At 36.5% G+C, this 24,498-nt stretch carries 23 protein-coding genes; 11 read left to right on the top strand and 12 right to left on the bottom strand.

The window, feature by feature from the left end:
* Nucleotides 1–111 precede the first annotated feature (111 nt).
* Nucleotides 112–1,584: a proline--tRNA ligase gene (proS, locus tag ACZZZC_RS14490; RefSeq protein ID WP_463487482.1), complete on the bottom strand. Its 1,473-nt coding sequence runs from the start codon at nucleotides 1,582–1,584 to the stop codon at nucleotides 112–114.
* A 199-nt stretch (nucleotides 1,585–1,783) separates the two neighbouring features.
* Here proS and ACZZZC_RS14495 point away from each other — a divergent pair, with 199 nt between their 5' ends.
* On the top strand, nucleotides 1,784–2,791 hold the full coding sequence (locus ACZZZC_RS14495; RefSeq protein ID WP_463487483.1) for a hypothetical protein: 1,008 nt from the start codon (nucleotides 1,784–1,786) through the stop codon (nucleotides 2,789–2,791).
* Between the two features lie 24 nt (nucleotides 2,792–2,815).
* The gene (locus tag ACZZZC_RS14500; protein ID WP_463487484.1) at nucleotides 2,816–4,339 is read left to right on the top strand and encodes an OmpP1/FadL family transporter; all 1,524 of its coding nucleotides are present in this window, start codon (nucleotides 2,816–2,818) and stop codon (nucleotides 4,337–4,339) included.
* 48 nt (nucleotides 4,340–4,387) lie between these two features.
* Here the strand turns inward: ACZZZC_RS14500 and ACZZZC_RS14505 are convergent, their stop codons facing one another.
* The 3 genes from ACZZZC_RS14505 to ACZZZC_RS14515 all read right to left on the bottom strand — a co-directional run bounded on the left by ACZZZC_RS14505 (nucleotide 4,388) and on the right by ACZZZC_RS14515 (nucleotide 9,278).
* Nucleotides 4,388–6,754 (bottom strand): hypothetical protein, encoded by a 2,367-nt coding sequence (locus ACZZZC_RS14505; protein WP_463487485.1) that lies wholly within the window; start codon nucleotides 6,752–6,754, stop codon nucleotides 4,388–4,390.
* 102 nt (nucleotides 6,755–6,856) lie between these two features.
* Entirely contained in the window at nucleotides 6,857–8,692 is a 1,836-nt protein-coding gene (locus tag ACZZZC_RS14510) for a UbiD family decarboxylase (protein ID WP_463487486.1), read from the bottom strand.
* Between the two features lie 106 nt (nucleotides 8,693–8,798).
* On the bottom strand, nucleotides 8,799–9,278 hold the full coding sequence (locus ACZZZC_RS14515) for a Dps family protein (RefSeq protein WP_265799259.1): 480 nt from the start codon (nucleotides 9,276–9,278) through the stop codon (nucleotides 8,799–8,801).
* 282 nt (nucleotides 9,279–9,560) lie between these two features.
* Between ACZZZC_RS14515 and ACZZZC_RS14520 the strand changes: the two genes are divergently transcribed.
* Together ACZZZC_RS14520 and ACZZZC_RS14525 are read left to right on the top strand one after the other, a co-directional pair.
* Entirely contained in the window at nucleotides 9,561–11,102 is a 1,542-nt protein-coding gene (locus tag ACZZZC_RS14520) for a LysM peptidoglycan-binding domain-containing protein (RefSeq protein ID WP_463487487.1), read from the top strand.
* A 2-nt stretch (nucleotides 11,103–11,104) separates the two neighbouring features.
* Entirely contained in the window at nucleotides 11,105–11,749 is a 645-nt protein-coding gene (locus ACZZZC_RS14525) for a uridine kinase family protein (RefSeq protein WP_056850047.1), read from the top strand.
* A gap of 57 nt (nucleotides 11,750–11,806) precedes the next feature.
* Here the strand turns inward: ACZZZC_RS14525 and ACZZZC_RS14530 are convergent, their stop codons facing one another.
* The 4 genes from ACZZZC_RS14530 to ACZZZC_RS14545 all read right to left on the bottom strand — a co-directional run bounded on the left by ACZZZC_RS14530 (nucleotide 11,807) and on the right by ACZZZC_RS14545 (nucleotide 16,620).
* Entirely contained in the window at nucleotides 11,807–12,469 is a 663-nt protein-coding gene (locus tag ACZZZC_RS14530) for a CoA transferase subunit B (RefSeq protein WP_463487488.1), read from the bottom strand.
* Between the two features lie 34 nt (nucleotides 12,470–12,503).
* Nucleotides 12,504–13,211, bottom strand: coding sequence for a CoA transferase subunit A (locus ACZZZC_RS14535; RefSeq protein ID WP_463487489.1), 708 nt, complete (start codon nucleotides 13,209–13,211; stop codon nucleotides 12,504–12,506).
* A 471-nt stretch (nucleotides 13,212–13,682) separates the two neighbouring features.
* Nucleotides 13,683–16,061: an endonuclease MutS2 gene (locus tag ACZZZC_RS14540; protein WP_463487490.1), complete on the bottom strand. Its 2,379-nt coding sequence runs from the start codon at nucleotides 16,059–16,061 to the stop codon at nucleotides 13,683–13,685.
* A 1-nt stretch (nucleotide 16,062) separates the two neighbouring features.
* Complete coding sequence (locus ACZZZC_RS14545) at nucleotides 16,063–16,620, bottom strand: DUF4296 domain-containing protein (RefSeq protein ID WP_463487491.1); 558 nt, start codon at nucleotides 16,618–16,620, stop codon at nucleotides 16,063–16,065.
* 70 nt (nucleotides 16,621–16,690) lie between these two features.
* On the opposite strand from ACZZZC_RS14545, the gene ACZZZC_RS14550 reads away from it, so the two are divergent.
* The 4 genes from ACZZZC_RS14550 to ACZZZC_RS14565 are packed head-to-tail and all read left to right on the top strand — an operon-like array spanning nucleotide 16,691 to nucleotide 20,339.
* Nucleotides 16,691–17,389, top strand: a complete 699-nt coding sequence (locus ACZZZC_RS14550; protein ID WP_463487492.1) for a YggS family pyridoxal phosphate-dependent enzyme — start codon at nucleotides 16,691–16,693, stop codon at nucleotides 17,387–17,389.
* Entirely contained in the window at nucleotides 17,389–17,856 is a 468-nt protein-coding gene (locus tag ACZZZC_RS14555; protein ID WP_463487493.1) for an N-acetyltransferase family protein, read from the top strand. Before ACZZZC_RS14550 ends, ACZZZC_RS14555 begins: the two co-directional genes overlap by 1 nt.
* A gap of 1 nt (nucleotide 17,857) precedes the next feature.
* Nucleotides 17,858–19,138 carry an aspartate kinase gene (locus tag ACZZZC_RS14560; RefSeq protein WP_463487494.1) on the top strand — a complete coding sequence of 427 codons (1,281 nt, stop codon included), beginning with the start codon at nucleotides 17,858–17,860 and terminating at the stop codon, nucleotides 19,136–19,138.
* 16 nt (nucleotides 19,139–19,154) lie between these two features.
* Nucleotides 19,155–20,339: a THUMP-like domain-containing protein gene (locus ACZZZC_RS14565; protein ID WP_463487495.1), complete on the top strand. Its 1,185-nt coding sequence runs from the start codon at nucleotides 19,155–19,157 to the stop codon at nucleotides 20,337–20,339.
* A gap of 63 nt (nucleotides 20,340–20,402) precedes the next feature.
* On the opposite strand, the gene ACZZZC_RS14570 is transcribed toward ACZZZC_RS14565, so the two are convergent.
* From ACZZZC_RS14570 to ACZZZC_RS14585, 4 genes are all read right to left on the bottom strand, one after another.
* Nucleotides 20,403–20,600, bottom strand: a complete 198-nt coding sequence (locus ACZZZC_RS14570) for a cold-shock protein (RefSeq protein WP_056849985.1) — start codon at nucleotides 20,598–20,600, stop codon at nucleotides 20,403–20,405.
* 208 nt (nucleotides 20,601–20,808) lie between these two features.
* Nucleotides 20,809–21,444, bottom strand: coding sequence for a peroxiredoxin (locus tag ACZZZC_RS14575; protein ID WP_463482705.1), 636 nt, complete (start codon nucleotides 21,442–21,444; stop codon nucleotides 20,809–20,811).
* Between the two features lie 158 nt (nucleotides 21,445–21,602).
* Nucleotides 21,603–22,751: a S1C family serine protease gene (locus tag ACZZZC_RS14580; protein WP_463487496.1), complete on the bottom strand. Its 1,149-nt coding sequence runs from the start codon at nucleotides 22,749–22,751 to the stop codon at nucleotides 21,603–21,605.
* On the bottom strand, nucleotides 22,712–23,278 hold the full coding sequence (locus ACZZZC_RS14585; RefSeq protein ID WP_463487497.1) for an RNA polymerase sigma factor: 567 nt from the start codon (nucleotides 23,276–23,278) through the stop codon (nucleotides 22,712–22,714). Before ACZZZC_RS14585 ends, ACZZZC_RS14580 begins: the two co-directional genes overlap by 40 nt.
* A gap of 202 nt (nucleotides 23,279–23,480) precedes the next feature.
* Between ACZZZC_RS14585 and ACZZZC_RS14590 the strand changes: the two genes are divergently transcribed.
* From ACZZZC_RS14590 to ACZZZC_RS14600, 3 genes are all read left to right on the top strand, one after another.
* Nucleotides 23,481–23,678: a hypothetical protein gene (locus tag ACZZZC_RS14590; RefSeq protein WP_116167967.1), complete on the top strand. Its 198-nt coding sequence runs from the start codon at nucleotides 23,481–23,483 to the stop codon at nucleotides 23,676–23,678.
* Between the two features lie 132 nt (nucleotides 23,679–23,810).
* The gene (locus tag ACZZZC_RS14595; RefSeq protein WP_116167967.1) at nucleotides 23,811–24,008 is read left to right on the top strand and encodes a hypothetical protein; all 198 of its coding nucleotides are present in this window, start codon (nucleotides 23,811–23,813) and stop codon (nucleotides 24,006–24,008) included.
* A gap of 139 nt (nucleotides 24,009–24,147) precedes the next feature.
* Nucleotides 24,148–24,345 carry a hypothetical protein gene (locus ACZZZC_RS14600; protein WP_056849980.1) on the top strand — a complete coding sequence of 66 codons (198 nt, stop codon included), beginning with the start codon at nucleotides 24,148–24,150 and terminating at the stop codon, nucleotides 24,343–24,345.
* Nucleotides 24,346–24,498: the final 153 nt, after the last annotated feature.

The raw sequence follows: 24,498 nt of genomic DNA on the forward strand, positions 1-24,498 counted from the left end.
ATGTGCGCTTCAAGTATCGAGATAAGATTGAGATTTCCCAATCTTATCTAAACAGTTTTACATTAATATTTCAATCGTTAAGAAGACTCAGGACTATCGACTGAAGACTTTTTAGTATGCTCTCGCAAATAAAACACGTTGTATTGATGGTTTCCCAGAATAAATACAAACCCCATCTTCCAATTTATTATCTAAAGGAATACAACGAATGGTTGCTTTGGTTTCTTCTTTAATTTTTTGTTCTGTTTCTGGAGTTCCATCCCAGTGGGCTGAAATAAAACCAGCTTTACCATCCAACAACGCCTTGAATTCTTCGTAGCTGTTCGCTTCAGTAATATGCTCATCACGATAAGCTAAAGCCTTGTTAAACATACTGGTTTGAATATCTTCCAGCAATTTCACGATGTATATATCTAAACCCTCCTGTGGAACAGTTTGTTTAACTTTCGTATCTCTACGGGCAATTTCAACTGTTTTGTTTTCTAAGTCGCGGCCGCCAATAGCAATACGTACGGGCACGCCTTTCAACTCGTAATCAGCAAATTTAAAGCCCGGACGTTGTGTATCTCTGTCATCGTATTTTACCGACACTCCCATTCCTTTTAAGCGCATTGTTAACTCATTTACATAAGCCGAAATCTTAGCTAAGTCTTCATCACCCTTATAAATTGGAACAATTACAACTTGTATTGGCGCCAATTTAGGTGGGATAATAAGTCCTGAATCATCACTGTGTGCCATAATGAGAGCCCCCATCAAACGCGTAGAAACGCCCCATGATGATGCCCAAACATGATCTAGCTTACCATCTTTTCCGGTGAACTTTACATCAAAAGCTTTAGCAAAATTCTGACCTAAGAAATGCGAAGTACCCGCCTGTAGCGCCTTTCCATCTTGCATTAGCGCTTCAATACAGTAGGTATCTAGAGCACCAGCAAATCGTTCATTTGGGGATTTTCTTCCCCTAACTACTGGAACCGCCAACCAATTTTCAGCAAAATCAGCATAGATGTGCAACATACGTTCTGTTTCTTCAATCGCTTCTTCAGCAGTTGCATGAGCGGTATGCCCTTCCTGCCATAAAAATTCGGCTGTACGAAGAAACAGCCTAGTGCGCATTTCCCATCGAACCACATTTGCCCATTGATTAATTAGAATTGGCAAATCACGATAAGATTGAATCCATCCTCTATAAGTATTCCAGATGATAGTTTCCGAGGTTGGACGAACGATAAGCTCCTCTTCTAATTTAGCAGTTTCATCCACCACAATACTGCCATTACCGTCATTTTTTAGACGATAATGTGTCACGACAGCACACTCTGTGGCAAACCCCTCAACGTGTGAGGCTTCTTTTGAAAAAAATGACTTCGGAATGAACAATGGAAAATAGGCATTCTGATGGCCTGTATCTTTAAACATTTTATCCAATACTGCCTGCATTTTTTCCCATATAGCATAACCATTGGGTTTAATTACCATGCAGCCTCTAACTGCCGAATGCTCAGCCAGATCGGCTTTTATAACGATATCATTATACCATTGAGAATAATCTGCATCTCTGCTTGTAATTTCTTTGCTCATCTTATGTATTTGGAACGTAATTTGTGTGTTAAAAAAGGTGAAATTAGATCACAAATTTATAAATTTATGCCTACAAAACGATTATACAGCGAAGGCATTTGCATTAATACAAAAATCTGACTAATTAAATAGTTGATTTTTAGTAAATTTGATCCATTTTTAGTAAATTAGTGAACACACACAACTAAATATAAACACAATGAAACCAATTAAATTTTTACCCATTGTAATGATTGCTGCTGCAGGGTTGGTGGCATCATGCTCTACAACAAAATTGGCCCAAACCAAAGCCAATGATGATGTATATAATTCCGTGGCGAAGGCGAGAGAGGTAGAGGCTTACGTTCCTCCTCAAAGTCAAGCCCAAGCACAGGCACAAGGACAAACCGAAGATTACGATGAATACTATGGCACTAGTAATCCTTATTACGATATGGATTACTCTTCCAGAATTAATCGTTTCTACAATGGCAGTAGCTTTCGTGGCTATTACGATCCGTATTACGAAAACTTTAATTATGGCAACAGTTATGGCGCAACCACTTATTTAGGTTATGGCATGGGTTGGAATAATGGCTATGGATTAGGTGGCTGGGGTGGTGGTTTTGGTTGGGGCGGTGGCTTCGGTTACGGCAGCATCTGGAACAATCCTTTCTACTATGGCAACATGGGCTACGGTTGGAATAACTGGGGCTGGAACAATTGGGGTCCATATTCATATTACGATCGCTTCGGTTGGGGCGGCGGTGGCTGGTACGGTGGTGGCTGGGGCTTAGGAGGCGGCTATTATGGCGGCGGCGTTATTACCAATAACAATTACAGACCTAGACCAGGAAGTAACGATAGAGGTGTTCCAAGATCTTATGGAAACGGTACAGCAGGGAATGTTGGAAGACCAAGTAGATCGGGTATTGCAAATCCAAACGGCCAAACAGGTCAAAGCTATGCGCCAAATAACAATGCGGGAAGACCTAGTCGTAACCAAGGACCAGTTAGTAATAATGCTGGAAGAGGCTACACTCCGCAAGGAACACAAGGTAGTAGACCGACCAGAAACGAAAATTATACACCTCAACAACCTCAAAGAACTGAAATGAGCAGACCAACATATTCTCCACCTCCATCAAGTAGTGGAAGCAGCGGCGGCGGTTCTAATGGCGGTGGCGGCGGTGGTGGTTCCAGACCATCAAGAGCAGGACGAGGTTAATATCTTACTAATAAAGCACATTAAATGAAAAAATATATATTGGCATCCATGGTAGCTACAGTAGCTACCATTGGTTCAGCATACGCACAGAGTTATGCCCCTGACGCGTTCCGATTTTCGCAAACAAATTACGGGAGTTCATCACGTTTTAAAGGAATGGCTGGTGCTCAAATTGGTGTTGGTGGAGACATAGGATCAATCAATGCGAATCCTGCGGGACTTGGATTATTCACCAAATCAGAATTTAACATTACTCCTGAATTTAATAGCGTTTCCAATGAAAGTTCTTACTTAGGCAACAACATTAAATCCAACAAAAGTCAAATCAATCTAAATAACCTAGGTGTTGTATTTTATAACCCAGCCGCAAAACTAAAAGGTTCGGATGTTAATAAAGGCTTGGTTAGTACTGTGTTCGGCCTTAGTTATACAAGAAACAATGATTTTCTTAATAACATCGACTATAATGGCATTAACACCAATAGTTCGATAAGAGACTCTTATGTTGATCAGGCTAATAGTTTTGGAACTGAAAATTCAGTTGCGGGTGATGCTTATGATAGTTATCTAATCAATAAAAATGCTCCAAACTATCCAAATGGTTTCTCGGCAGAACCTTATAATAATGCAAACTTCAATCAAAACTGGACAGAAAGCAGACTTGGATCTACTTCGGAATTCAATATAGCTGGAGCACTTAATTTTTCGAATAAATTATATATAGGTGGGACAGCGAGTTTTGTGAATGTTAGATATACTAGTGATGCTTCTTTTACAGAATCAGGTATTGTTAATTCTTATGATGATGCGATTCCTGCTTACACTGGCAACGAAAATTACACCTTAACTCATATTAGATATCAACAGTCTCGGGGTAATGGATTCAATTTAAAGTTAGGAATGATTTATCGCCCGGTTCCAGAGTTGAGGATTGGATTAAACTTCCAGACTCCAACATGGCTTAATATTCAGGATAATACAACCGAAACTTTGCAAGCTAGATTAGCTGGTAATGCAACTAATGCCGCTTCATCAATTAATAGCCCAAGCAGGTATTACGACTTTACTTATAATCTGCGTACGCCATTAAAAGCATCGGCAGGTTTAAGCTATGTAATCAGCAACATCGCTCTAATCTCTGCAGATGTTGATTATATCGACTATTCATCAATGCGTTTTTCGGCAGATGGTGGTGGAAGTTCATCAACAATTAGCGACAACAATGCGTTTGTAAAAGCTTCGTATAAAGAAGCTATAAACTATAGAGTTGGTGCAGAAGTTAAAGTAAGCAATGAAGTAAGTTTGAGAGGTGGTTACGGTGTAAATGGAAACGGTATCCAAGGTGGATCGAATTCTTTTTACCAAGGCCAGTTTTTAACAGGCGGTATTGGTTACCGCGTTGATAACTACTATTTCGATTTAGCTTATCAAAATTATAAAACGAATTTCAACTCTAGTCCTTATTTACTAGATGATTATTCTGAACCTGTTGCAGATGTTAAGAGCAATAGAAATAATGTATTCTTAACTTTCGGAGTTAGATTTTAAGAATAGATAACATTCATTAAAAGCTCTCGATTTGCATCGAGAGCTTTTTTATGGCCGCTTGATTGTGATGTAATGCTCACCATAAATTGGACCATTGGCAGTAACACCTTCCACTACAATCTTAAAACGGCCTGTTAAATCACCAGTTGTAAAATTTAGTCGAGCCTTTCCTTCAGAATCTAAAACTTGTTGATAATCCCAAAATATAGTTGACATATTAATAGGTTCATCCTTATTATCCAACTCGAATTTATAAAACTCCTTCCCGAGTTTTATCCCCCTCAAAATAGAAATATTGGCATCTTTCTTACGCTCTGCACAACCATGATAAATGGTAATTCCACCGTTTTGATTCCGATACTGACCTCCCTCTTTAGGGCTTTTGTTCTCAGAATTTCCAAAATGATTTACACAATTTAAAATGTTATTAGGACAGACATAATCACCACAATTATTCATATAACCATTATTGGCAAAATCAATTTTTTCGCCTTTGTCACTCTTGATCACAACTTCTTTTAAATTTATACCACGAGGATCAGTAAAAGCTTGAATAATTATTGGTTTTGATAAGTTAGCAACTACTTCTTCATAATGTTGCGCTCTAATATTTTTTTTCAGCTCTTCAGCCGGATCATGAATTTCAAATGTATAATCGGATGCGTTTTTATGGTTAAGGTTCACCCATACATCATCTTTATCATCGGTAATTAAATTCGAGTAAGGGATTTTGAATTTTCCAGTACTATCTGATGAAATGGTATGAACAGTACTCTTCGCGATGGTAAATAATTCCATAGGTAGCATTACGTTTTTCTTCCCTTTTCTGATCTGGCCGCTAACTTCCTCATTAATTATTTTCTTTTGCGCAAATAAGCTATCCCTTAACAGGGGCCAATGATACCGCCTCCACCCTTTCACCAGGAGAATATTATTTAAATACTCACGATCCGTAAGTTTGATTCCCATGGGATTAGCTGGTAAGTTTACCAATTCTCTTTCTAGCAATGCATAGTCTACAATATTTATATTGTTTAATTCAGAGAATCGGTTAGCTTGTGTACATGAAATGGATACCAAACCTTGAAGGGAGTTTTTGCTTCTGGTAATCGTACGGATATCCAATCGAACACTATCCCTCGTACCATATACATCCTTATCAGTTGAAATTTGCAATTGGTTCGTTTGATCGTAATGGCTAAAAAAAATCCGTTCCGCAAGAGGCTTGAAATCACTATCTAATAATGTTATGGCATTTAATCCCATCGGTACAGAATCCAGATCAAGTCTAACATTTTGAGTGACACCATGCTTTAAGGCAATCTCGCTGTGCAAATAGAGATCGGTATAATTATGAACCACAACATGAACTTGAGTATCAAAACTACTTTGTAATTTTAGACGAAAGTCTTTTTCAGCGATTACATTATTGGCATGCATCGTCACACCCGCACTCAAAATAGGTGGCAAATCAAAATGATCTCCTTCAATATCACCAGTTAATACTTTTAGGCTGTATTTGAATTTGATATTGGGTATGATAGAAAGAAAACCAAGCCCGGTAGAATTCGTATTAACCGTATCAATAGCTTTATCGTTTTCATACAAAACTGCCGTTGTAAGAAGAGGAGTACCCATTAGGTCTTTAATTTCAATCCCCACTTTACTAAACAATCCATTAACCAAATAGCCACTTTCAGGATAGAAACTAATCTGAAATTTTTTCCCGTTGATTATTGGCAATTTGTGCTTGAAGTATTTAACCTGGTTATCTTTTTTTATTGCAATGTTTAATAAATTGTTCTTCGCGTTAATTTTGTTTGCCGGGAAATCAATCATTAGTTCTCCAATCACGCTCGTTTTTGACGAAGCTCTTTTCAAAATCGAATCACGACCAATGTTGTACTTCACTTCAGCATTTTCAACAAAACGATTATCACTCGTCAAAACTTTAAGCAACATGGTTCCATTTTGAGTTTGATCATTGTAAGAATTAAAAACGGAAATGCTGGGTTGTAAAAGATTTTTCGTGGTCGATTTTATGGTAATGGGCTGAATAAAATCAGAAACGTTAAAGCCAGCTATTCTAATATTGGTACTCACTACAAACCGGTAAGATCCGCCGGGCAGCGAATCTGGCAAAACTAAATCTCCGAATGCAAAGCCTTCATGAATTAAAAATTTCTTTTGAAGAACTACCGAGCTATCAGCATTATTTACCAATGCAAGATGTAAAGTATGGTAATCGGCTATTGGTGCAATACCTTCGAGTAAATACCCGGTAAACCAAACCTGATCGTTATTGGAATAAACGTTTTTATCAAAGTGAACAAAGATGCTAGACGTTGCATTCTGCTTTCCATACTGACGAATTACCTTTATCAAACTGTCAACCTCTTGAGCGGACAACTTCATCCAGCAACAAAGTATTAATAAAATGATAGCTAAGGCACGCGAAAGTGAAGGTAAAATGCAAAACATGTACCTAAAAATGGGCAAATATTTTCAAATATTCAACTAAATTATTCCATGTAGCGGCATTCCTGGCTTGGCCAAAGCATCAATCTTTTCCTCCACATTTTTGTCTTTAATAAGTTCAGGAGCGTGATAAGGTTTTTTCCTTGCATCAATAATCATTGGGCCTTTGCAACCCCAGTGTTTATTGATAGTAAAATCGTTAACGCCATAAATATCGGCAGCGGGATTACTTCGGGTAAAAGTGATCCAAACTAAATTATCAATATTTGCTGCTGTAAATTCAGAATCATCGGCCAATACAATTAATGGTAATCCGGAAAGATCCTGATCGATTAATGTGATGTTTAACAAAGCAATTTCTGCTGCTGTTTTTTCCGCACTGATATATTTGTCGCATTCAATAACTAAAACACCTGGAATAGCTAGATGAGATTGATAGCAACCATCCCCTAACTTTAACCCTTCAGGCTTTTTATTCCACAAATTTCGCTTCTTCTCCCCTGTTGCCGCAATAACAACCTTCGATCCACTATTTAAACCATCACCACTGTAATCTAAGGTATCGATGGTGGTATTGGTATAGAAATGGATGTCTCTGGTTAAATCTACCCTTTCCAAAATATGGGTAATAAAATCCTGAATGTGATGTGTACTTAATTTTTCATCGTCCTCTTTAGCTGCGATGAAAACATATTTAGCTAAACTGAGTTGATTTTTACCCAGGATATGGTTGGCGATCGTTAAGATTTCCTGTGGTCTTCGCTCCTTTAAATATGGCGTATAACGTTCGCTTCCGATTGCAAACAGCAAAGGATGAACACCTGCTGCATCAACAGCATGTACCTCTTTCAATCCATGAATTTCTTGTGGAATGGCCGATCCTGTAATTTCGTGAATTAATGCACCGAAACTTGTGTCTTCCTGAGGCGGCCTTCCAACAACTGTGAACGACCAGATGGCATCTTTTTTATGGTATACGTTATGCACCTTCATCAAAGGAAAAGGGTGCGTGAGGCTATAATAACCTAAATGATCGCCGAAAGGACCTTCTGGCTTATTTTTATTTGGATAAACAGTTCCAGTGATAATAAAATCGGCGTCAGCAGAAATGCAAAATCCTTCATCATCGTAAAAATAGCGAAATCTCCTATCGCCTAATGCTCCGGCAAAAGTCATTTCTGATAAACCTTCTGGCAATGGCATTACCGCAGCCAGAGGATGAGATGGCGGACCACCGACAAAAATGCTCACCTTAAGTGGTAAACCTGCTTTGTTTGCTTTAGATTGGTGAACACCAATGCCCCGGTGAATCTGATAATGCAGACCGATCTCCTTGTCTTGAATATAATCGTTCCCGCCCAATTGAATGCGGTACATTCCTAAATTTGCATTTAGAACTCCAGGCTTATCAATATCTTCAGTATAAACCTGTGGCATCGTTACAAAAGGCCCTCCATCCATGGGCCAGTTTACAATTTGTGGCAATTTACTAATGGAGGTTTTTAAAAAATTATTTTTCGCAGATGGCGTTTTCATAGGCAGCGCCGACAATGCCGACATTGCTGACCCTGCATACTTGAAAGGATTTTTCAATGCTTTTATTGGATCATTTCGCAAAGAAACCAATTGCTGTACTTTTGGCAAGGTGTCTCTGAAGATGAATTTCGACCGCTCCAAAGTTCCAAACAAATTAGAAACCGCCGGAAAGGGACTACCCTTCACATTCTCAAACAACAAAGCAGGGCCTTGTTTCTCATAAACCCTTAAATGGATGGCGGCCATTTCTAAATGAGGATCGACTTCTTCTTTAATCCTTATTAGATGACCGTGTTTTTCAAGATCGGAAACACACTCTGCTAAACTTTTATATGCCATGCCCAAAGATAAATAAATAGCTATTCTATAACACAAAAAAGCCTCAGATAAACAGATTTGACAATTCATCCATTTAACTGAGGCTTTTAAAACCTACTTCAAAGTATTATTTCTTTCCCGCGAAAGAACGTAACATCCAGGTATTTTTTTCTTTAAACTGCATGAAGCGATTTACCATATCATTCGACCCATCATCGCCAGCTTTATCTGTCGCTTCTAATAGTTCTCTTTCAATTTCAATCAACTTAGCCATATCATCCAATACAGCATCAACCATATCTAAATCTTTCATGCCTATGGTGTCGATTTCTTTGATTTCAGATTCACTGATATAATCTGCAAAACGACTATGAGGTGGTTTCCCTAAGGTTAAAACACGCTCGGCAATTTCATCGATGGTAAGCTGTGCATTGGTATATAATTCTTCAAACTTAACATGAAGCGTAAAAAAATTCTGACCTTTTATATTCCAGTGGCAACCTCTTAATTTCTGATAATGAATATGATAATTTGCCAAATAATCGTTCAAAAGATCAACCACTGGTTTTACTTCTTTTTCATTTAAGCTTATTTCTTTAGCGTCCATTTTATTAATTTTTATGTGATATTGATGAGTACGTAACAACCCAAATTTATAAATGTTTTAATCTAAATTCTCATCTGTACAATACCTTATTTATTAGTTCGTTTATTAATCAACACGAAGCCAATTGTTTTCTTTCACAAGATATTGTGAATGAATATTATGACCATTTTTTTGAAATAAAGTTATCTTATTTTTACTCAAAAACGGGTTAATTAACTCCACAGGGTTAAATATTTTATTCGTATAATTGCTTCCTTTGACTAAGAAATTTATAGAAAATAAATGCACAAAATATACTTATCTGCTTTTGTTCTATTTGCTCTAAACATCGCAAATGCTAAAGCAAACACACTTAGAGACTCTATCGGCGTTGAAAATAATAACGGAAAGAAACTTATCGTTCATCAAATTGTAGCAAAAGACACGTATTATTCTGTTGGAAGAAGATATAACGTTTCGCCGAAAGATATTATGAGCTACAATGAGAACAAATACCTTCAAGTTGGGGTCATTATAAAAGTTCCAACCAATATTCCCTGGGGAACAACAAGCAGCACGCCCCCTGTTTCTTCGGGCAAAGACGGCGGCATCATTGAGCATACTGTTAAAGCAAAAGAAAATTTAAATATGCTCGCCGAAAAGTATGGAACAACTATTAATGAAATTAAAAGGCTGAACAACCTTAGCGGGAATAATTTAAGTATTGGGCAGGTTTTAAAAATAGCTACGAAAAATAGTATAGATTCCCCCGCTACGAGCGAGCCAGTAAAACCAGCAAAAACCACGGTAACCACTCCTGCTATTGAAAGTACTGTTGCAGAGCAAACGATGATTGAGCATACGGTAGCGCCTAAGGAGTTTCTTGGGAAAATAGCAGAAAAATACGGCAGCACAGTAGAAGAGGTTAAAAAAGCAAATAATTTATCAAACAATAATCTCAGGATTGGTCAGAAATTAAAGATTCCGGCTACAAAAAATGTTGATGAAAATAAAGTAATCAGCACTGCAGAACAAGCGCAAACCGAAGTTGCCAAAACGCCAACCGAAGCAACCAAAATTTCAGATGCTGCAGGTACCCATACGGTTTTGCGTAACGAAACCATCTTTACGGTTGCCAAGCAATATGGCATTACTGCTTATCAATTAAGGAAATTAAATAATTTGCCGGATAATGCGATTACGATTGGGCAAGTTTTAAAAGTGCCCGGAGGAGTAGTTGCTGAAGTAGAAGTACCGAAAGAAAAACAAGTTGAACCGGTTAAAACGTCGTCTGCTTCACCTTCAAAAGAAGAAAGTTTTATTCATACTGTAGCAACTGGAGAAAATATTTTCAGCATCGCAAAGAAGTACAATTTAACGGCATATCAAATCAGAACAGCTAACAAACTGGATGATAACGCCATTAAAGTAGATCAGAAATTAATTATTCCTAAGCCACCTCAACCAAAATCTGTAAATGAGGCATCGAAAGAAGAGCAGGAAAGTGAACCAGATAGTACAATGGTTAAAGATCCGAAACTTCGTCGCGACCCAAGCGTTTACGGCCTAAGCCAAATCGAGGAAAAAGGTGCGGCTGTATGGATTGCTGACGCAGATTTAGACGGCTCGAAAATGCTAGTTTTACACCGTACAGCACCAGTAGGCAGGGTAATAAAAATTACCAACCCAATGACTAACAAAACAACATTCGCAAAGGTTGTTGGTAAATTTACAGAGAACGAATCCACAAAAGATGTTATCATTGTAATGACTAAAGCGGTAGCCGATTCATTAGGTGCTTTAGACAAACGTTTTTTCTGCAATCTAACATATAGTGCTCAATGAGTTTGAATAAAAAACCTTTTATAATTGGTATTGCCGGTGGAAGTGGATCGGGTAAGACATTTTTCTTAAACTGCTTTTTACATCACTTTAAGCAAGATGAAGTAACTTTGGTATCCCAGGATGATTATTACATTCCTGCAGGCGATATGACCCAGGAAGAAAATAAACTTTACAATTTTGATCTTCCATCAACCATTGATAGTGAGCAGTTTTTAAGGGATATAAAACAACTTACAAGCGGGGAGGTTGTCTATAAAAAGGAATATAACTTCAATAATCCACTTGCGGTAGTTAAAATTTTAGAGATTAAATCAGCACCTATAATCATTGTTGAAGGCCTTTTTATTTTGCATTTCAAAGAAATTGCAGCCTTGCTAGATCATACCATTTTCGTTGATGCTGATGAACAAGTTGCGTTAGATCGCCGGATAAAAAGAGATGGCCTGGAACGTGGATACCCCGAAGATGACGTCCTTTATAAGTGGCATAACCACGTGGTGCCTGCCTACAAGGAATATTTGTTGCCTTATCGAGAGCAATGTAATAAGGTGATTATGAATAATACCAATGAGCCTGATGAAATCATTGCCATCACTGAAGATATTTCGAATGACTTAAGGAACAGTATTCTGGTTGATATAAATTAAAATAATAGATGTAAACAAAAAGAGGTCAAGCTTTAAAAACTTGACCCCATTTTTATTTTAAACCAATCGCATTTCCGGAATATCGCCTTCAGCAATTAACCTTCCTGCTGTAGATTGTTTAATAAAATCAACGCTCACTCCGGGTGCTCGTTCTAAAAGTTTGAAACCTCCTTCGGGCAGTATATCCAAAACAGCTAATTCAGTAACAATTTTTTTAATACACTTTACCCCAGTCAATGGAAGCGTGCATTTAGATAGCAACTTACTCTCTCCTGCTTTATTTACATGTTGCATGGCTACAATGATATTTTTTGCTGATGCCACTAAATCCATTGCACCACCCATTCCTTTAACCATTTTGCCAGGAATTTTCCAATTGGCGATATCACCATTCTCAGAAACTTCCATTGCCCCTAAAATGGTTAAATCAACCTTTTGCGCCCTGATCATTCCAAAACTCATTGCCGAATCGAAAATTGAGGAGCCCGGTAAAGTAGTGATGGTTTGCTTACCCGCATTAATTAAATCGGCATCTTCTTCACCTTCAAATGGAAATGGTCCCATTCCGAGCAGTCCATTTTCGGATTGCAATACAACATTTATTCCCTTTGGAATATAATTGGCCACCAAGGTTGGTATACCAATGCCAAGGTTAACATAGTAACCATCTTTTATTTCTTGCGCTATACGTTGCGCTATTTCTTCTTTTGAAAATGCCATTATGTAAATGAATGAATTTTGAATGAGAGGATGATTAAATAACTGGAGACTTTCTAACCGTACGCTGTTCTATTCTTTTCTCGTAATCTTTACCTTGAAAGATTCTGTGAACATAAATTCCTGGCGTATGAATATAATCTGGATCCAGTTCGCCTGCCTCAACCAACTCTTCAACCTCTGCGATGGTTATCTTGCCAGCCATTGCCATTACTGGATTAAAGTTTCTACTGGTCGATCTAAAAATCAAATTCCCAACGGTATCGCCCTTCCAAGCTTTTACAATTGCAAAATCAGCGTCGAACGCATATTCCATCAAATAATCTTTACCATCAAAATTTCTGATTTCTTTACCTTCTGCAACTTCTGTTCCTACTCCTGCTGGTGTAAAAATAGCAGGCATTCCATAACCAGCTGCTAAACATCTTGTTGCTAAAGTTCCTTGCGGAATCAAATCAACCTCTAATTCGCCACTTAGTAATTGCCGTTCAAACTCTGCATTTTCGCCGACATAAGAAGAGATCATTTTTTTAACCTGACGCTGTTTTAACATTAATCCGATGCCAAAGTCATCAACCCCAGCATTATTCGAAATACAGGTTAAATTCTTAACGCCTTTTTCTACTAAAGCATTTATACAATTCTCAGGAATTCCGCAAAGTCCAAAACCACCAAGCATTAAGGTTGCGCCATCTGATATATCATCAATCGCCTCTTTAGCGCCTGATACCACTTTATTAATCATTTTATGAATTTTTGGTTAGTTCGCTAATTTACAAATTGCGGCTACAAACCCAGCATGAAATCAGTTTAAATCTTCTACGAATAACTTTTAATTGGAATTGATCTAAACAAGCATTACCTTTGTACTGCAATGATTTACGAGAGAGAAGAAAACAATTTTATCCTACCTACCGATCCTGAGTTTCAAAAGGGAATGGGTTTCATTTTAAGCTGCACTGCAGAGCATAAAAAATGTTGTGAGAAGTTTAAAAAAGGTAAACGCTGTAAGAAATGTCCTGGGGATAAAAAGAAATAATTTTTCATTCCATCATTTACAAATCTCAACTTAACAATCCTTCCAGCAATTCACATTAGCCTGAGCATACCAAAAACATTAGCGATGAAATCGCAAAATGTTTTCGTAATGACGGCAAGAAAGTGGCATTAAAACTTCGAAATCTACCTTCTTCAAATAAGAAATTAAAGATAAATTTTAATTCAGATAAACATAGGTTATCCCATCCCCGCCTCTATCTGCGTGTTCATCTTCCATCCTATTCACCTGACTATATTTCCTCAAATACTCCCGAATCATTTTCCTCAATATTCCATCGCCTTTACCATGAATAAGTTTGATAGATGGAAAGCCCAACATAATCGCTTTATCTAAATATTTCTCTACTTCGAATAAAGCATCTTCCGTTCTTTTTCCGCGAAGATCTAATTCAGCTCTAAAGCCCGACACAGCATCATTCATTCTCCCCGCGAACGAGCCGGCACTGCTTTGGACTACCTTTTTCGCTTCCTTATTGCTGATTTTTTGAACCCGATTTTTTTTCACGTTCGAGCGTAAATCGCCGATAGCCAAAACCAGTTCGTTTCTGTTAATTTCCAGCACTTGCCCGGTTGTTTCGCTGTCAGTAAATTTTACCCAATCTCCAACCGTAATTTCGCCACCAACAATAACTTGAACAGGTTTTGGCTTTTCTTTTGGAACGGTGTTCTTAACTAACTCCTGATGCAAATTTTGCCTTAATTGTTTGGTTACTTCTTTATCAGCCTGCTTTTCTTTAATTTCAGCAATCGTATTTTCTACCAGTTTATTGGCATTTTTAATAATGTTTTGCGCTTCCTGCTTTGCTTCTTTGATTAAAACCCTTCTGTTTTCATCCAAAAAAGCTCTTAATTTTTCATTTTCGGCAACTAAATTTTTAGCCTTATTTTGTTGATTGGCCAGGCTCACTTTTGCATCGTAAATCGTTTTCTTTTCACGCTCTAAATCTACTAACATGGTATCAACGCGATTTTGATTCGAACCGGTTTTTTCCCTGGCAAGCTGAATCACCTCTTTAGGCAAACCGATGTTTTGAGCAATTTCAAACGCATAAGAACTTCCAGGTTTGCCCATTTCTAAAATGTACAAAGGTTTCATTTTAGCATTATCAAAAAGCATCGACGCATTTTCTAAACCAGGCGTATTGCCAGCAAAAAGTTTCAAATTAGAATAATGGGTGGTAATTACGCCACGCACTTTTTTATTGTTGAGTACTTCCAATACGGCCTCGGCCATCGGACCTCCAAATTGTGGATCAGTACCCGTACCGAATTCATCAATCAAAACCATCGTTTTTGGCGAAGCATGCTCAACGAAATAACGCATTTTCTTTAAGTGGGCACTGTAGGTACTTAAATCACTTTCTATCGATTGATCATCACCAATATCAGCAAATATATTTTCAAAAATACCCATTTCACTATTGGCATCAACCGGAATTAGTAAGCCCGTTTGCAACATAATTTGGAGCAAACCAACCGTTTTCATGCAAACAGATTTACCTCCAGCATTTGGTCCAGAAACTAAAACTACACGTGTTTCTGCATCAATATGGATATTTAATGGCGTTACTGTTTTCTTTTCGGCTGCAAAGGAAATAGATAACAGGGGGTGCCTTGCATTTATTAATTTGGTTTTTGGTTCTTTTAGTAAACCAGGCATTTCGGCCTCAATATCCAAAGCAAACAAAGCCTTCGCCCTAACAAAATCAAGTTTGGTTAAAAAACCATGATAGGAAAGCAATAGTGGCGAATAAGGACGTAGTTCATCAGTCAATGCAATCAGAATTTTGATAATTTCTCTGCGCTTATCAAATTCCAAATCACGAAGTTTATTGTTAAGGGTAAAAACTTCTTCTGGCTCTATATAAACAGTTTGACCAGTGGCCGACTCATCATGAATAAATCCCTTAAGCTTCCTTTTATTTTCGGCTAAAACAGGAATACACATTCTGCCATCGCGAATGGTTAAGCTACCATCGGCTACCCAATTGTTGGCAATAGCTTGTTTGTAAATCGAGTCCATCCGCTTGCGCACATCTTGCTCGGCTTTAGCAATAGATGAAGTGATTTCTTGCAATTCTTTAGATGCATTTGGCTTAATTTTACCTTTCGCATCAATAACTGTCTCTATCTTTCGAAGGATGTTTTTCTCGATCGGCAAATGTTCAAATAAGGCCTCGAGTGTTGGATACACTTCTGCTCTTTCTTCAAAAAAACGCAAAACAGAAAAAACGGTCTGCAGGGAAGTATAAACCTGAAACCATTCATCTTCCAAAAGGTAAGTACCTTCTACTCTAATCTTTTCGACTAGCGATTTGATATCAAAAAAGGTATTGATTTGTAGCGGTTCCTGATTTTGCAGGATGCTTTTAAATTCGTTGGTTTGGCGTAAAAATTTATCGATCTGGTCAAAACGACTCATCACCTGCATCTTTTGCACCATTGCCTGACCCATTGGGCTTAAGCAATGTTTGCTAATCAGCTGTCTTATCTCTACAAATCCTAAACGTTCTAAACAATTATCAGGGTATAACATATTATTGTACTGCCGCGGGCGCTAGTTGTAACGCTCCGCTAAAATTTCTTTTTGTATTCAATACCGAATCAGCCTTGGCTTTCTTCTTTTTAATTTGGTTTTCTGCTGCCGCTTTCGATGCAGAATCAGGTTTCATCTTTTTTCTGATGGCCAGAGAATCAGCTTTGAAGGCTTTAGTAATTTTAACAGAATCTTTAACAAAGGCTTTTCGTAGCATTAACGAGTCTGCTTTTTTTAAGCTTACTTTTTGATTCTCCAATTTTTTGGAAATCGCTTTATAGATCTCCTGCAATTGATCGGGGTTGCTGTTGTAATAATTTAAGCTTTTTGTATATTGAACGGAATCCGTATCATACTTTTTATAAATGCCGTTGTAATACGCTGCGCCAACTTTTCTTGCCGAATCTTGTATGTAAATGGTCGATAGATAGCCATCTACCAAATGTACATCATACAATATCTGCTCCATCGTTTCTCTATCAATAATGCCCTCTGGCGCTTTTGGCTTGCAACCGAACATAAAAAACAGGACTACTAAAGTCCAGACTAATCTCCTCATTATTAATTAAACATTATTTTTTTGCCCAAATTGCAGCAAGGTTGTTAATTTTACCCAAAAATAGTTATAAATGAGCATAGCTGATAATCTTAAACAATATAAAAGCGAAGTAGAGTCTGGCGGAGTTAAGCTAATTGCTGTTTCAAAAACACAAACGGTAGAAGTTATCCAGGAGGCTTACAATGCCGGACAACGTATTTTTGGCGAAAACCATGTACAGGAAATGGTGGAAAAGGAAGAAAAACTTCCAAAAGATATTGAATGGCATTTAATTGGTCATCTTCAAACCAATAAGGTGAAATATATTGCACCGTTTGTAAAGATGATACACGGTGTCGACAGCCTTAAACTTCTCCAGGAAATTAACAAGCAGGCTTTGAAGAACAAAAGAGTAATTGATTGTTTATTACAAGTTTACATTGCTGATGAAGATACTAAATTTGGTTTGGGCTATGATGAGGTGATTGAACTATTAAGGTCTGATGAATATCAACAGCTTAAAAACATTCGCATAGTTGGTTTGATGGGTATTGCAACAAACACCAAAAATGAAAAACAGATCACAATCGAATTTCATGAACTTAGGATCTTTTTTGATGGCCTTAAGGCTAGTTTTTTTCCGAAGGAAGAATCTTTTAAGGAGATCTCGACAGGCATGAGCGCCGACTACAAAATTGCCATACAAGAAGGTAGTACAATGGTTAGAATTGGAAGCAGTATTTTCGGGAAAAGAATAATCAAGCATTTTAAAAATATATCGCCAAACTAATGAACTTAAATATTAGAATAGCCAAAGCAGACGATTGCCCAAGGATTTTGGAATTGATCCATGAACTGGCTATATATGAAAAAGCTCCCGAAGAGGTAACTGTAGATATCAATCACTTTATCGATGCTGGTTTTGGAGAAAATCCTGTTTGGAAAGCTTTCGTTGCAGAAGTAGATACGGAAATTGTTGGTTTCGCCTTATTTTACACGCGATACTCTACCTGGAAAGGTTGTAGATTATACTTAGAAGATTTCATCGTAACAGAGGAAATGCGTGGAAAAGGTATAGGTAAAGTACTTTTTGAAAAGGTGATTGAGGAAGCCAAAAGTGAAAAATATACCGGAATGGTTTGGCAGGTATTGGATTGGAATGAGCCGGCAATAAATTTTTACAATAAATATGCAGCACATTTAGAAAGTGGCTGGTTAAATGCAGCACTTTCTAAAGAACAAGTAAAGGCATTTTAATATGGATATTTTTAAGTTTGGGGGTGCATCGGTTAAGGATGCAGCAGGGGTAAAAAATTTAGCCAATATTGTTCGCGATTATAGAAAAGGGAACCTTTTGATTGTGGTTTCTGCAATGGGAAAAATCACCAATCAACTGGAAGATTTAACCAAAGCCTATTTAGCACAAAGTGATGAAACACATGCTATTTTCGACGAGATAAAAAATTTTCACTTTCAGATCATAGAAGCGCTTTTTGAAGGTAAATCGAATCCGGTTTATGATGACGTAGCAAATTCTTTCGTGGAAATTGATTGGCTGATTGAAGACGAACCAGATAATGACGTCGACTATATTTACGATCAGATTGTTTCTATTGGCGAGGTGGTTTCAACTAAAATTGTAGCAGCATGGCTGAATGAAACCGGGAATAAATCAGTTTGGGTGGATGCGAGAAATTACATCCAAACCGACAACACCTATCGGGAAGGAAAGGTAGATTGGATAAAAACAAATCAAATTATTCAGCGTGACTTGGTGCCAATATTAGCGGAGAAGATAGTGGTTACCCAAGGTTTTATCGGCGGCACAAGCGAAAATTATACAACCACCCTAGGAAGGGAAGGCTCTGATTATTCTGCTGCAATTTTTGCATCCTGCCTTGATGCTGCTGCACTAACCATTTGGAAAGATGTACCCGGGGTTTTGAATGCTGATCCTAAATGGTTTGATGAAACAGAGAAAATTCCGCAATTATCTTATCATGATGCGATTGAACTGACTTATTATGGCGCAACTGTTATCCATCCTAAAACAATTAAACCATTACAAAATAAAGGGATTCCTTTATTGGTTAAATCATTTATTCAACCGGAAGGATCAGGCACTGCGATTACGGGCGAGAACAATCCCCTACCCATCCCCTCTTTTATTTTCAAAGTAAATCAGGCGTTAATTTCTATTTTTCCGAAAGACTATTCATTTATTATTGAAGAGAATTTGAGCAACATTTTCGAACTCTTTCATAAGCATAAAATCAAAATCAACACCATGCTTAATTCCGCCATTAGCTTTTCTGTAAGTGTTGATGATCATCCGGCTCAGATTGAAAATCTGATTAAAGACCTATCAGCAGAATTTACAGTAAAATATAATAAAGGCCTGGAGTTGGTTACCATCAGATATTACAACCAAAATACGATTGATCGGGTTACGGTTGATAAAGATATTTTATTAGAAGTTAAAAGCCGTCATACCTGCCAAATGGTAATGAGGAGCAAAAATAAAATGGACTCAATTTAAGCGCTACTTAAAAAGAATGAACAAAAATATTTTAGATGATGCAACTCAAATATACATCGATGCAAACCTAAATGCTGATGTAAATAAAATTGTTTTGTCTAGAAGTAGTTTTGAAAAAGTTTCTTCTGTTGAATTGGCTCAACAAATTAGTGCAAAGAAAAAAGCGCAAAAGAAATTGCCTACCTGGTACAACACACCAAAAATCTATTATCCAGCGCCGCTCTCGATTGAGCAAACTTCATCAGAAGTTACCGCCAAATACAAATCAAAACTTGCAGAAGGCAATACTTTGATCGATATAACTGGCGGTTTTGGTGTAGACGTGTATTACTTTGCACAAGAAATTAAAAAGGTATCGCATGCTGAATACAATAAGGATCTATCGCAGATTGCTGAATATAACGCATCGATTTTAAATGTTAAAAACATCGGTTTTTATGCTGGCGATGGAATCGAATATTTGAGAACAACGACAAAAAATTTCGATACCATTTATGTAGATCCAGCAAGAAGAGCTGATAGCGGCAAAGTTTTCATGCTGAAAGATTGTACGCCTGATGTAGTTAGCAATATTAATTTATTGTTATCTAAATCATCAAGGATTATCATTAAAACCGCTCCTCTACTAGACATTTCTGCAGGTTTATCAGAATTAAGAAACGTAAGTGAAATACATATTGTAAGTGTAAAAAATGAGTGTAAAGAATTGCTTTGGGTTATCGACAGCAACTCGGATAAAGAAGTAAAAATTCAAGCTGTTACCATAAACGATACTGAAAAAACCTTTTCTTTTCTACAACATGAATCAAATATCTCCGCCACCTTTATTGAAAGTGTTTCACCACAAGATTATTTATATGAGCCGGATGCCGCATTACTTAAATCAGGTGCCTTTAATCTGATAGGAGAAAAATATGGCTTAAATAAGCTTCATCCGCAAACACAACTCTATACCTCCGCAAAACTAAACACTGATTTTCCTGGAAGAATATTTATGGTAAATGAAATTTTATCAGCCAAAGATTTGAAAAAAGGCGCTGAATTAATTGGAAATATTATTGTAAGAAACTACCCTGCAAAACCGGAAGATTTAGCTAAAAAGTATAAAATAAAAGCGGGGAAAGATGAGTTTCTTATTTTCACCAAAGATATTTCAAGGAATAATATTATCCTAAAATCAACTATTCTTCAATACTACTAAAATGCAAAAAGCCTCTCCGTAGAAAGGCTTAATGTGAGGATGATTAAGTTTATATATTTTCGCTTAAATCTTTTTAACGTTTACTGCTTGTAAACCTTTTCTGCCTTCAGCTACTTCAAATTCTACTGTGTCATTCTCTTTGATGCTTTCAATTCCGCCCAAAACATCTTTAAAATGTACAAATAAATCCTTGTTGTCTTCTTGAACAATAAATCCAAAGCCTTTTTGTGTGTTGAACCATTTAACTTTTCCGGTTGCCATAAAAAATAAAAAATTGTATAAAAAAATAAACCCTTATGCTTTGATTCACCTCTTAATTAATCATTTTTTATCAAATAAATAAGCAAACAACCAGATTAAGCGCCAATTCCGAAACAAAACTATCAAATATAATGATTCGCAACCTTAAAACAACCTACCTGGCACAAATCAACAAAAATGTTGCGAACAAAATAACTGATTTACGAAATTACTTGTTAGGCTGAGGTGTTGTACGCAAATATGGCTTAATCACCTGGTGTCCTTTCGGAAATTTTGCCGGTATATCTTCCGTTTTTATACTGTTTACCACGATAACATCTTCCCCATCTTTCCAATCGGCTGGCGTTGCCACACTATAATTTGCAGTTAATTGAAGAGAATCGATTACCCTCAACACCTCGTTAAAATTCCTACCTGTCGAGGCTGGATAAGTAATGATCAGTTTAACTTTTTTATCAGGGCCAATGACAAAGAGAGATCGAACGGTTAAGGTTTCTGATGCATTGGGATGAATCATGTCATACAAATTAGCAACTACTCTATCAGGGTCAGCAATAATTGGAAATTCAACAGAGGTATTCTGCGTTTCATTAATATCACTAATCCAGCCTTTATGTGATTCAGCAGTATCTACACTAATAGCCAAGACTTTTACATTACGCTTTTCAAATTCATCTTTCAATGCAGCTGTGCGCCCAAGTTCAGTAGTGCAAACGGGTGTGTAATCTGCCGGGTGAGAAAACAAAACACCCCAGCTATCGCCCAGGTAGTCATAAAAATCTATTTCGCCAATGGAGGTATTTGCTTGAAAATTTGGTGCGGTATCGCCTAATCTTATACTCATAATATTCTTATTTTATAGTTGATTTAAACAAATCTAAACATTACTATACTAAATACATAGGCTTTGTATTATTTTAATACAATGAAATTATAATCGCAACAAAAAACCCTGAAGAGGTTAATCAACAGGGTTTCAAGAATATTAATTTGTTTGGGTAATTAATTATAAACTTTAATCATGAATACATAATCTTGCAATTTTTCAATTTGCTTAGTACGTTTTAAACCAGAAAGCAAACTTTTTTTACTACTTGCTGATAGTTTATTTGTGCCTAACGAATCTTGAGGGATTGCTCTCATGGCTTCTAAGATATATTTTGACTTGATAGCAAAAGCAGCACCTTCAGTTTGGTCTGGTTTGCCACTTATAATACCAACCAGGTTGCCATTATTATCAAGTAGCGGTCCGCCACTGTTACCTGGATTCACAGGGATAGATACCTGATATTGCGTAGTATCGCCAATAAATCCATTTTTCGAACTCACATATCCTTCACCTAAAACAGCATCATCTTTCGGATAGCCTAACGTATACACCGTTTCGCCAATACTGCTTGTTGTTTTTTTAATCGAATACGGAATAGAAGAAAGATGGCTAAAGTTTTTATCGCTGATTTTAAGAATAGCGATATCGTTCTGGGAATCGGTGTAAATTGATTTCACTTTGAAAGATTCGCCTTTATTGTTTTGAACATATAAAGAATCTGCGCCATTGATGACATGAAGATTCGTTAAAATGTAACCATTTGTAGATATGGCAAACCCAGTACCACCAAAGCTATTTTGTACAGCAGGTTTACCAGTGGTATTGGTGGTATTATTAATTTTTCTAATTAAATTATTTTGCGTTTTAATGGCTTTATTAACCTGATTGCTTAATAACACAAGTTGTTCTTTCTGTTTCGAGTTATGCTGAATAGAATAAACAGAAACCAGCGACAATACTAAAAACGAAGCGGCTACAGCAATGGCAGATTTATGTTTTCTCCATAATTGAACCACTTTTGACGGATGAGGCCTCAAAGCAGAAGCTAAACCTTCTACATCGATCTCACTATGAATGTTATTCAACTGATCTTTTAAGCGTGATTGCGCAGCAAACACCTCCATCGATTCTAAAAAGAATTTATGTGAAACCACCTTATGATCAACTGCTGCATCATTGCGACGCAAAGTTTCAAAGACTTCTGTTTCCTGTGGATTAAGTTTACCTAAAAGATAATCTTCAATAATTGCATCTAACTCCAAATCGTTTCTCATTTCAATTACTATGGTTGAAAAAATATTTTCTTTAACCTTTGCAGGCATTTATACTTTTGTGTTTTTGCGTTATCAGTATTGGTATAACCAAATTTTTCGCAAATATCCTGCATGGATAAATTGTGGATATAAAAATCCTGAATAATGGTTTTGCAAGGTTCGCCCAAATGATCGAGAGCTGATTGCATTTTAACAAATTGCAAATCCTTCTCCTCATGCTCCTCCACATCTTCCTCAACAATTAAAACATCTTCGTAATCAGTAATGTTGCCGGCTTTTTTACTATTTAAGCTTAACTTTTTAAGCCAAATACGCCTGCAAACTGAATAAATGTATGTTTTAAGCTTACTGCTGAGTTCAAAATTACCTTCCTTAATCTTGTTATATAAAATTATTATAGCCTCCTGGTAAACATCTTTTGCATCATCTTCATCTCCATTATTATTGAGAATAAACTGCAAAATCATGGTATAATAAGCCTTGTATAACTTGTTAAGTGTATCTTCAGAGTTATTTAGAATGCCTAAAATAACTTCTCTATCTGTTGGAACTGAACTCTTTAAACTGTTATTCACTAGTTAATACATTTTTCTAAAAATAGTAACCCAATATTAGATAAAAAATTATTTATAGCTACTATCATTACTTAATACAATCTCCACAAATGTGGTAACCCAAGCCGGATAAAAAATATTTTCATTTTTTTGAAAATTGTTGGGTTACCTTTTTACCTTTGCGGCATTAACAAGAAAATTAATTACTTAAAAAAATTCAAAAATGAAAAATGCATTCAAATTAGGCTTTTTAGCTATCGCTTTATCTTTATCAGTTGTTGCTTGTAACTCAGAGAAAAAAGCTGAAGGTACAGATACTTTAGGTGCTGATACTACTATCACTGCTGATACTACTGTTAAAGCTGATACTACTGTTGCTGATACAGTTGTTAAAACTGATACTACTGTTGTAAAACACTAGTTAATAGTCTAATAAGATATAGAAAAGCTTCAATCCTTTAGGGGTTGAAGCTTTTTTTTATTTTCAAGGGTTACCTTTTTAGGTTTCGTGTATTAACAGTAAATTAATTAATCACTAAAACAAAATTTCAAAATGAAAAATGCATTCAAATTAGGCTTCTTAGCTATCGCTTTATCTTTATCAGTTGTTGCTTGTAACTCAGAGAAAAAAGCTGAAGGTACAGATACTTTAGGTGCTGATACTACTATCACTGCTGATACTACTGTTAAAGCTGATACTACTGTTGCTGATACAGTTGTTAAAACTGATACTACTGTTGTAAAACACTAGTTAATAGTTTAATAAAATATAGAAAAACTTCAATCTTAATGGGTTGGAGTTTTTTTTATTTAATTTAATTTTTCTGGGTTACCTTTTTTCTTTTTAGGTATTAAGGGTAAATTAATTAATCACCTAAAACAAAATTAAAATGAAAAATGCATTCAAATTAGGCTTCTTAGCTATCGCTTTATCTTTATCAGTTGCTGCTTGTAACTCAGAGAAAAAAGGCGAAGGTACTGATACTTTAGGCGCTGATACTACTATCACTGCTGATACTACTGTTAAAGCTGACACTACTGTTGCTGATACAGTTGTTAAAACTGATACTACTGTTGTTAAAAACTAATTAACGGTTTATATAAAAAAGCTTCAATCGTAACTGATTGGAGCTTTTTTCGTTTATATCTTCGACCACAGAAAACGAAATAATCCTGTAGGCTCAAATTTTATTTCATTCAGTCTATTTAATCCATCAATTGTAGTAAATTTGCGGCAAAAT

The sequence above is a fragment of the Pedobacter sp. AC212 genome (genome assembly GCF_979258625.1).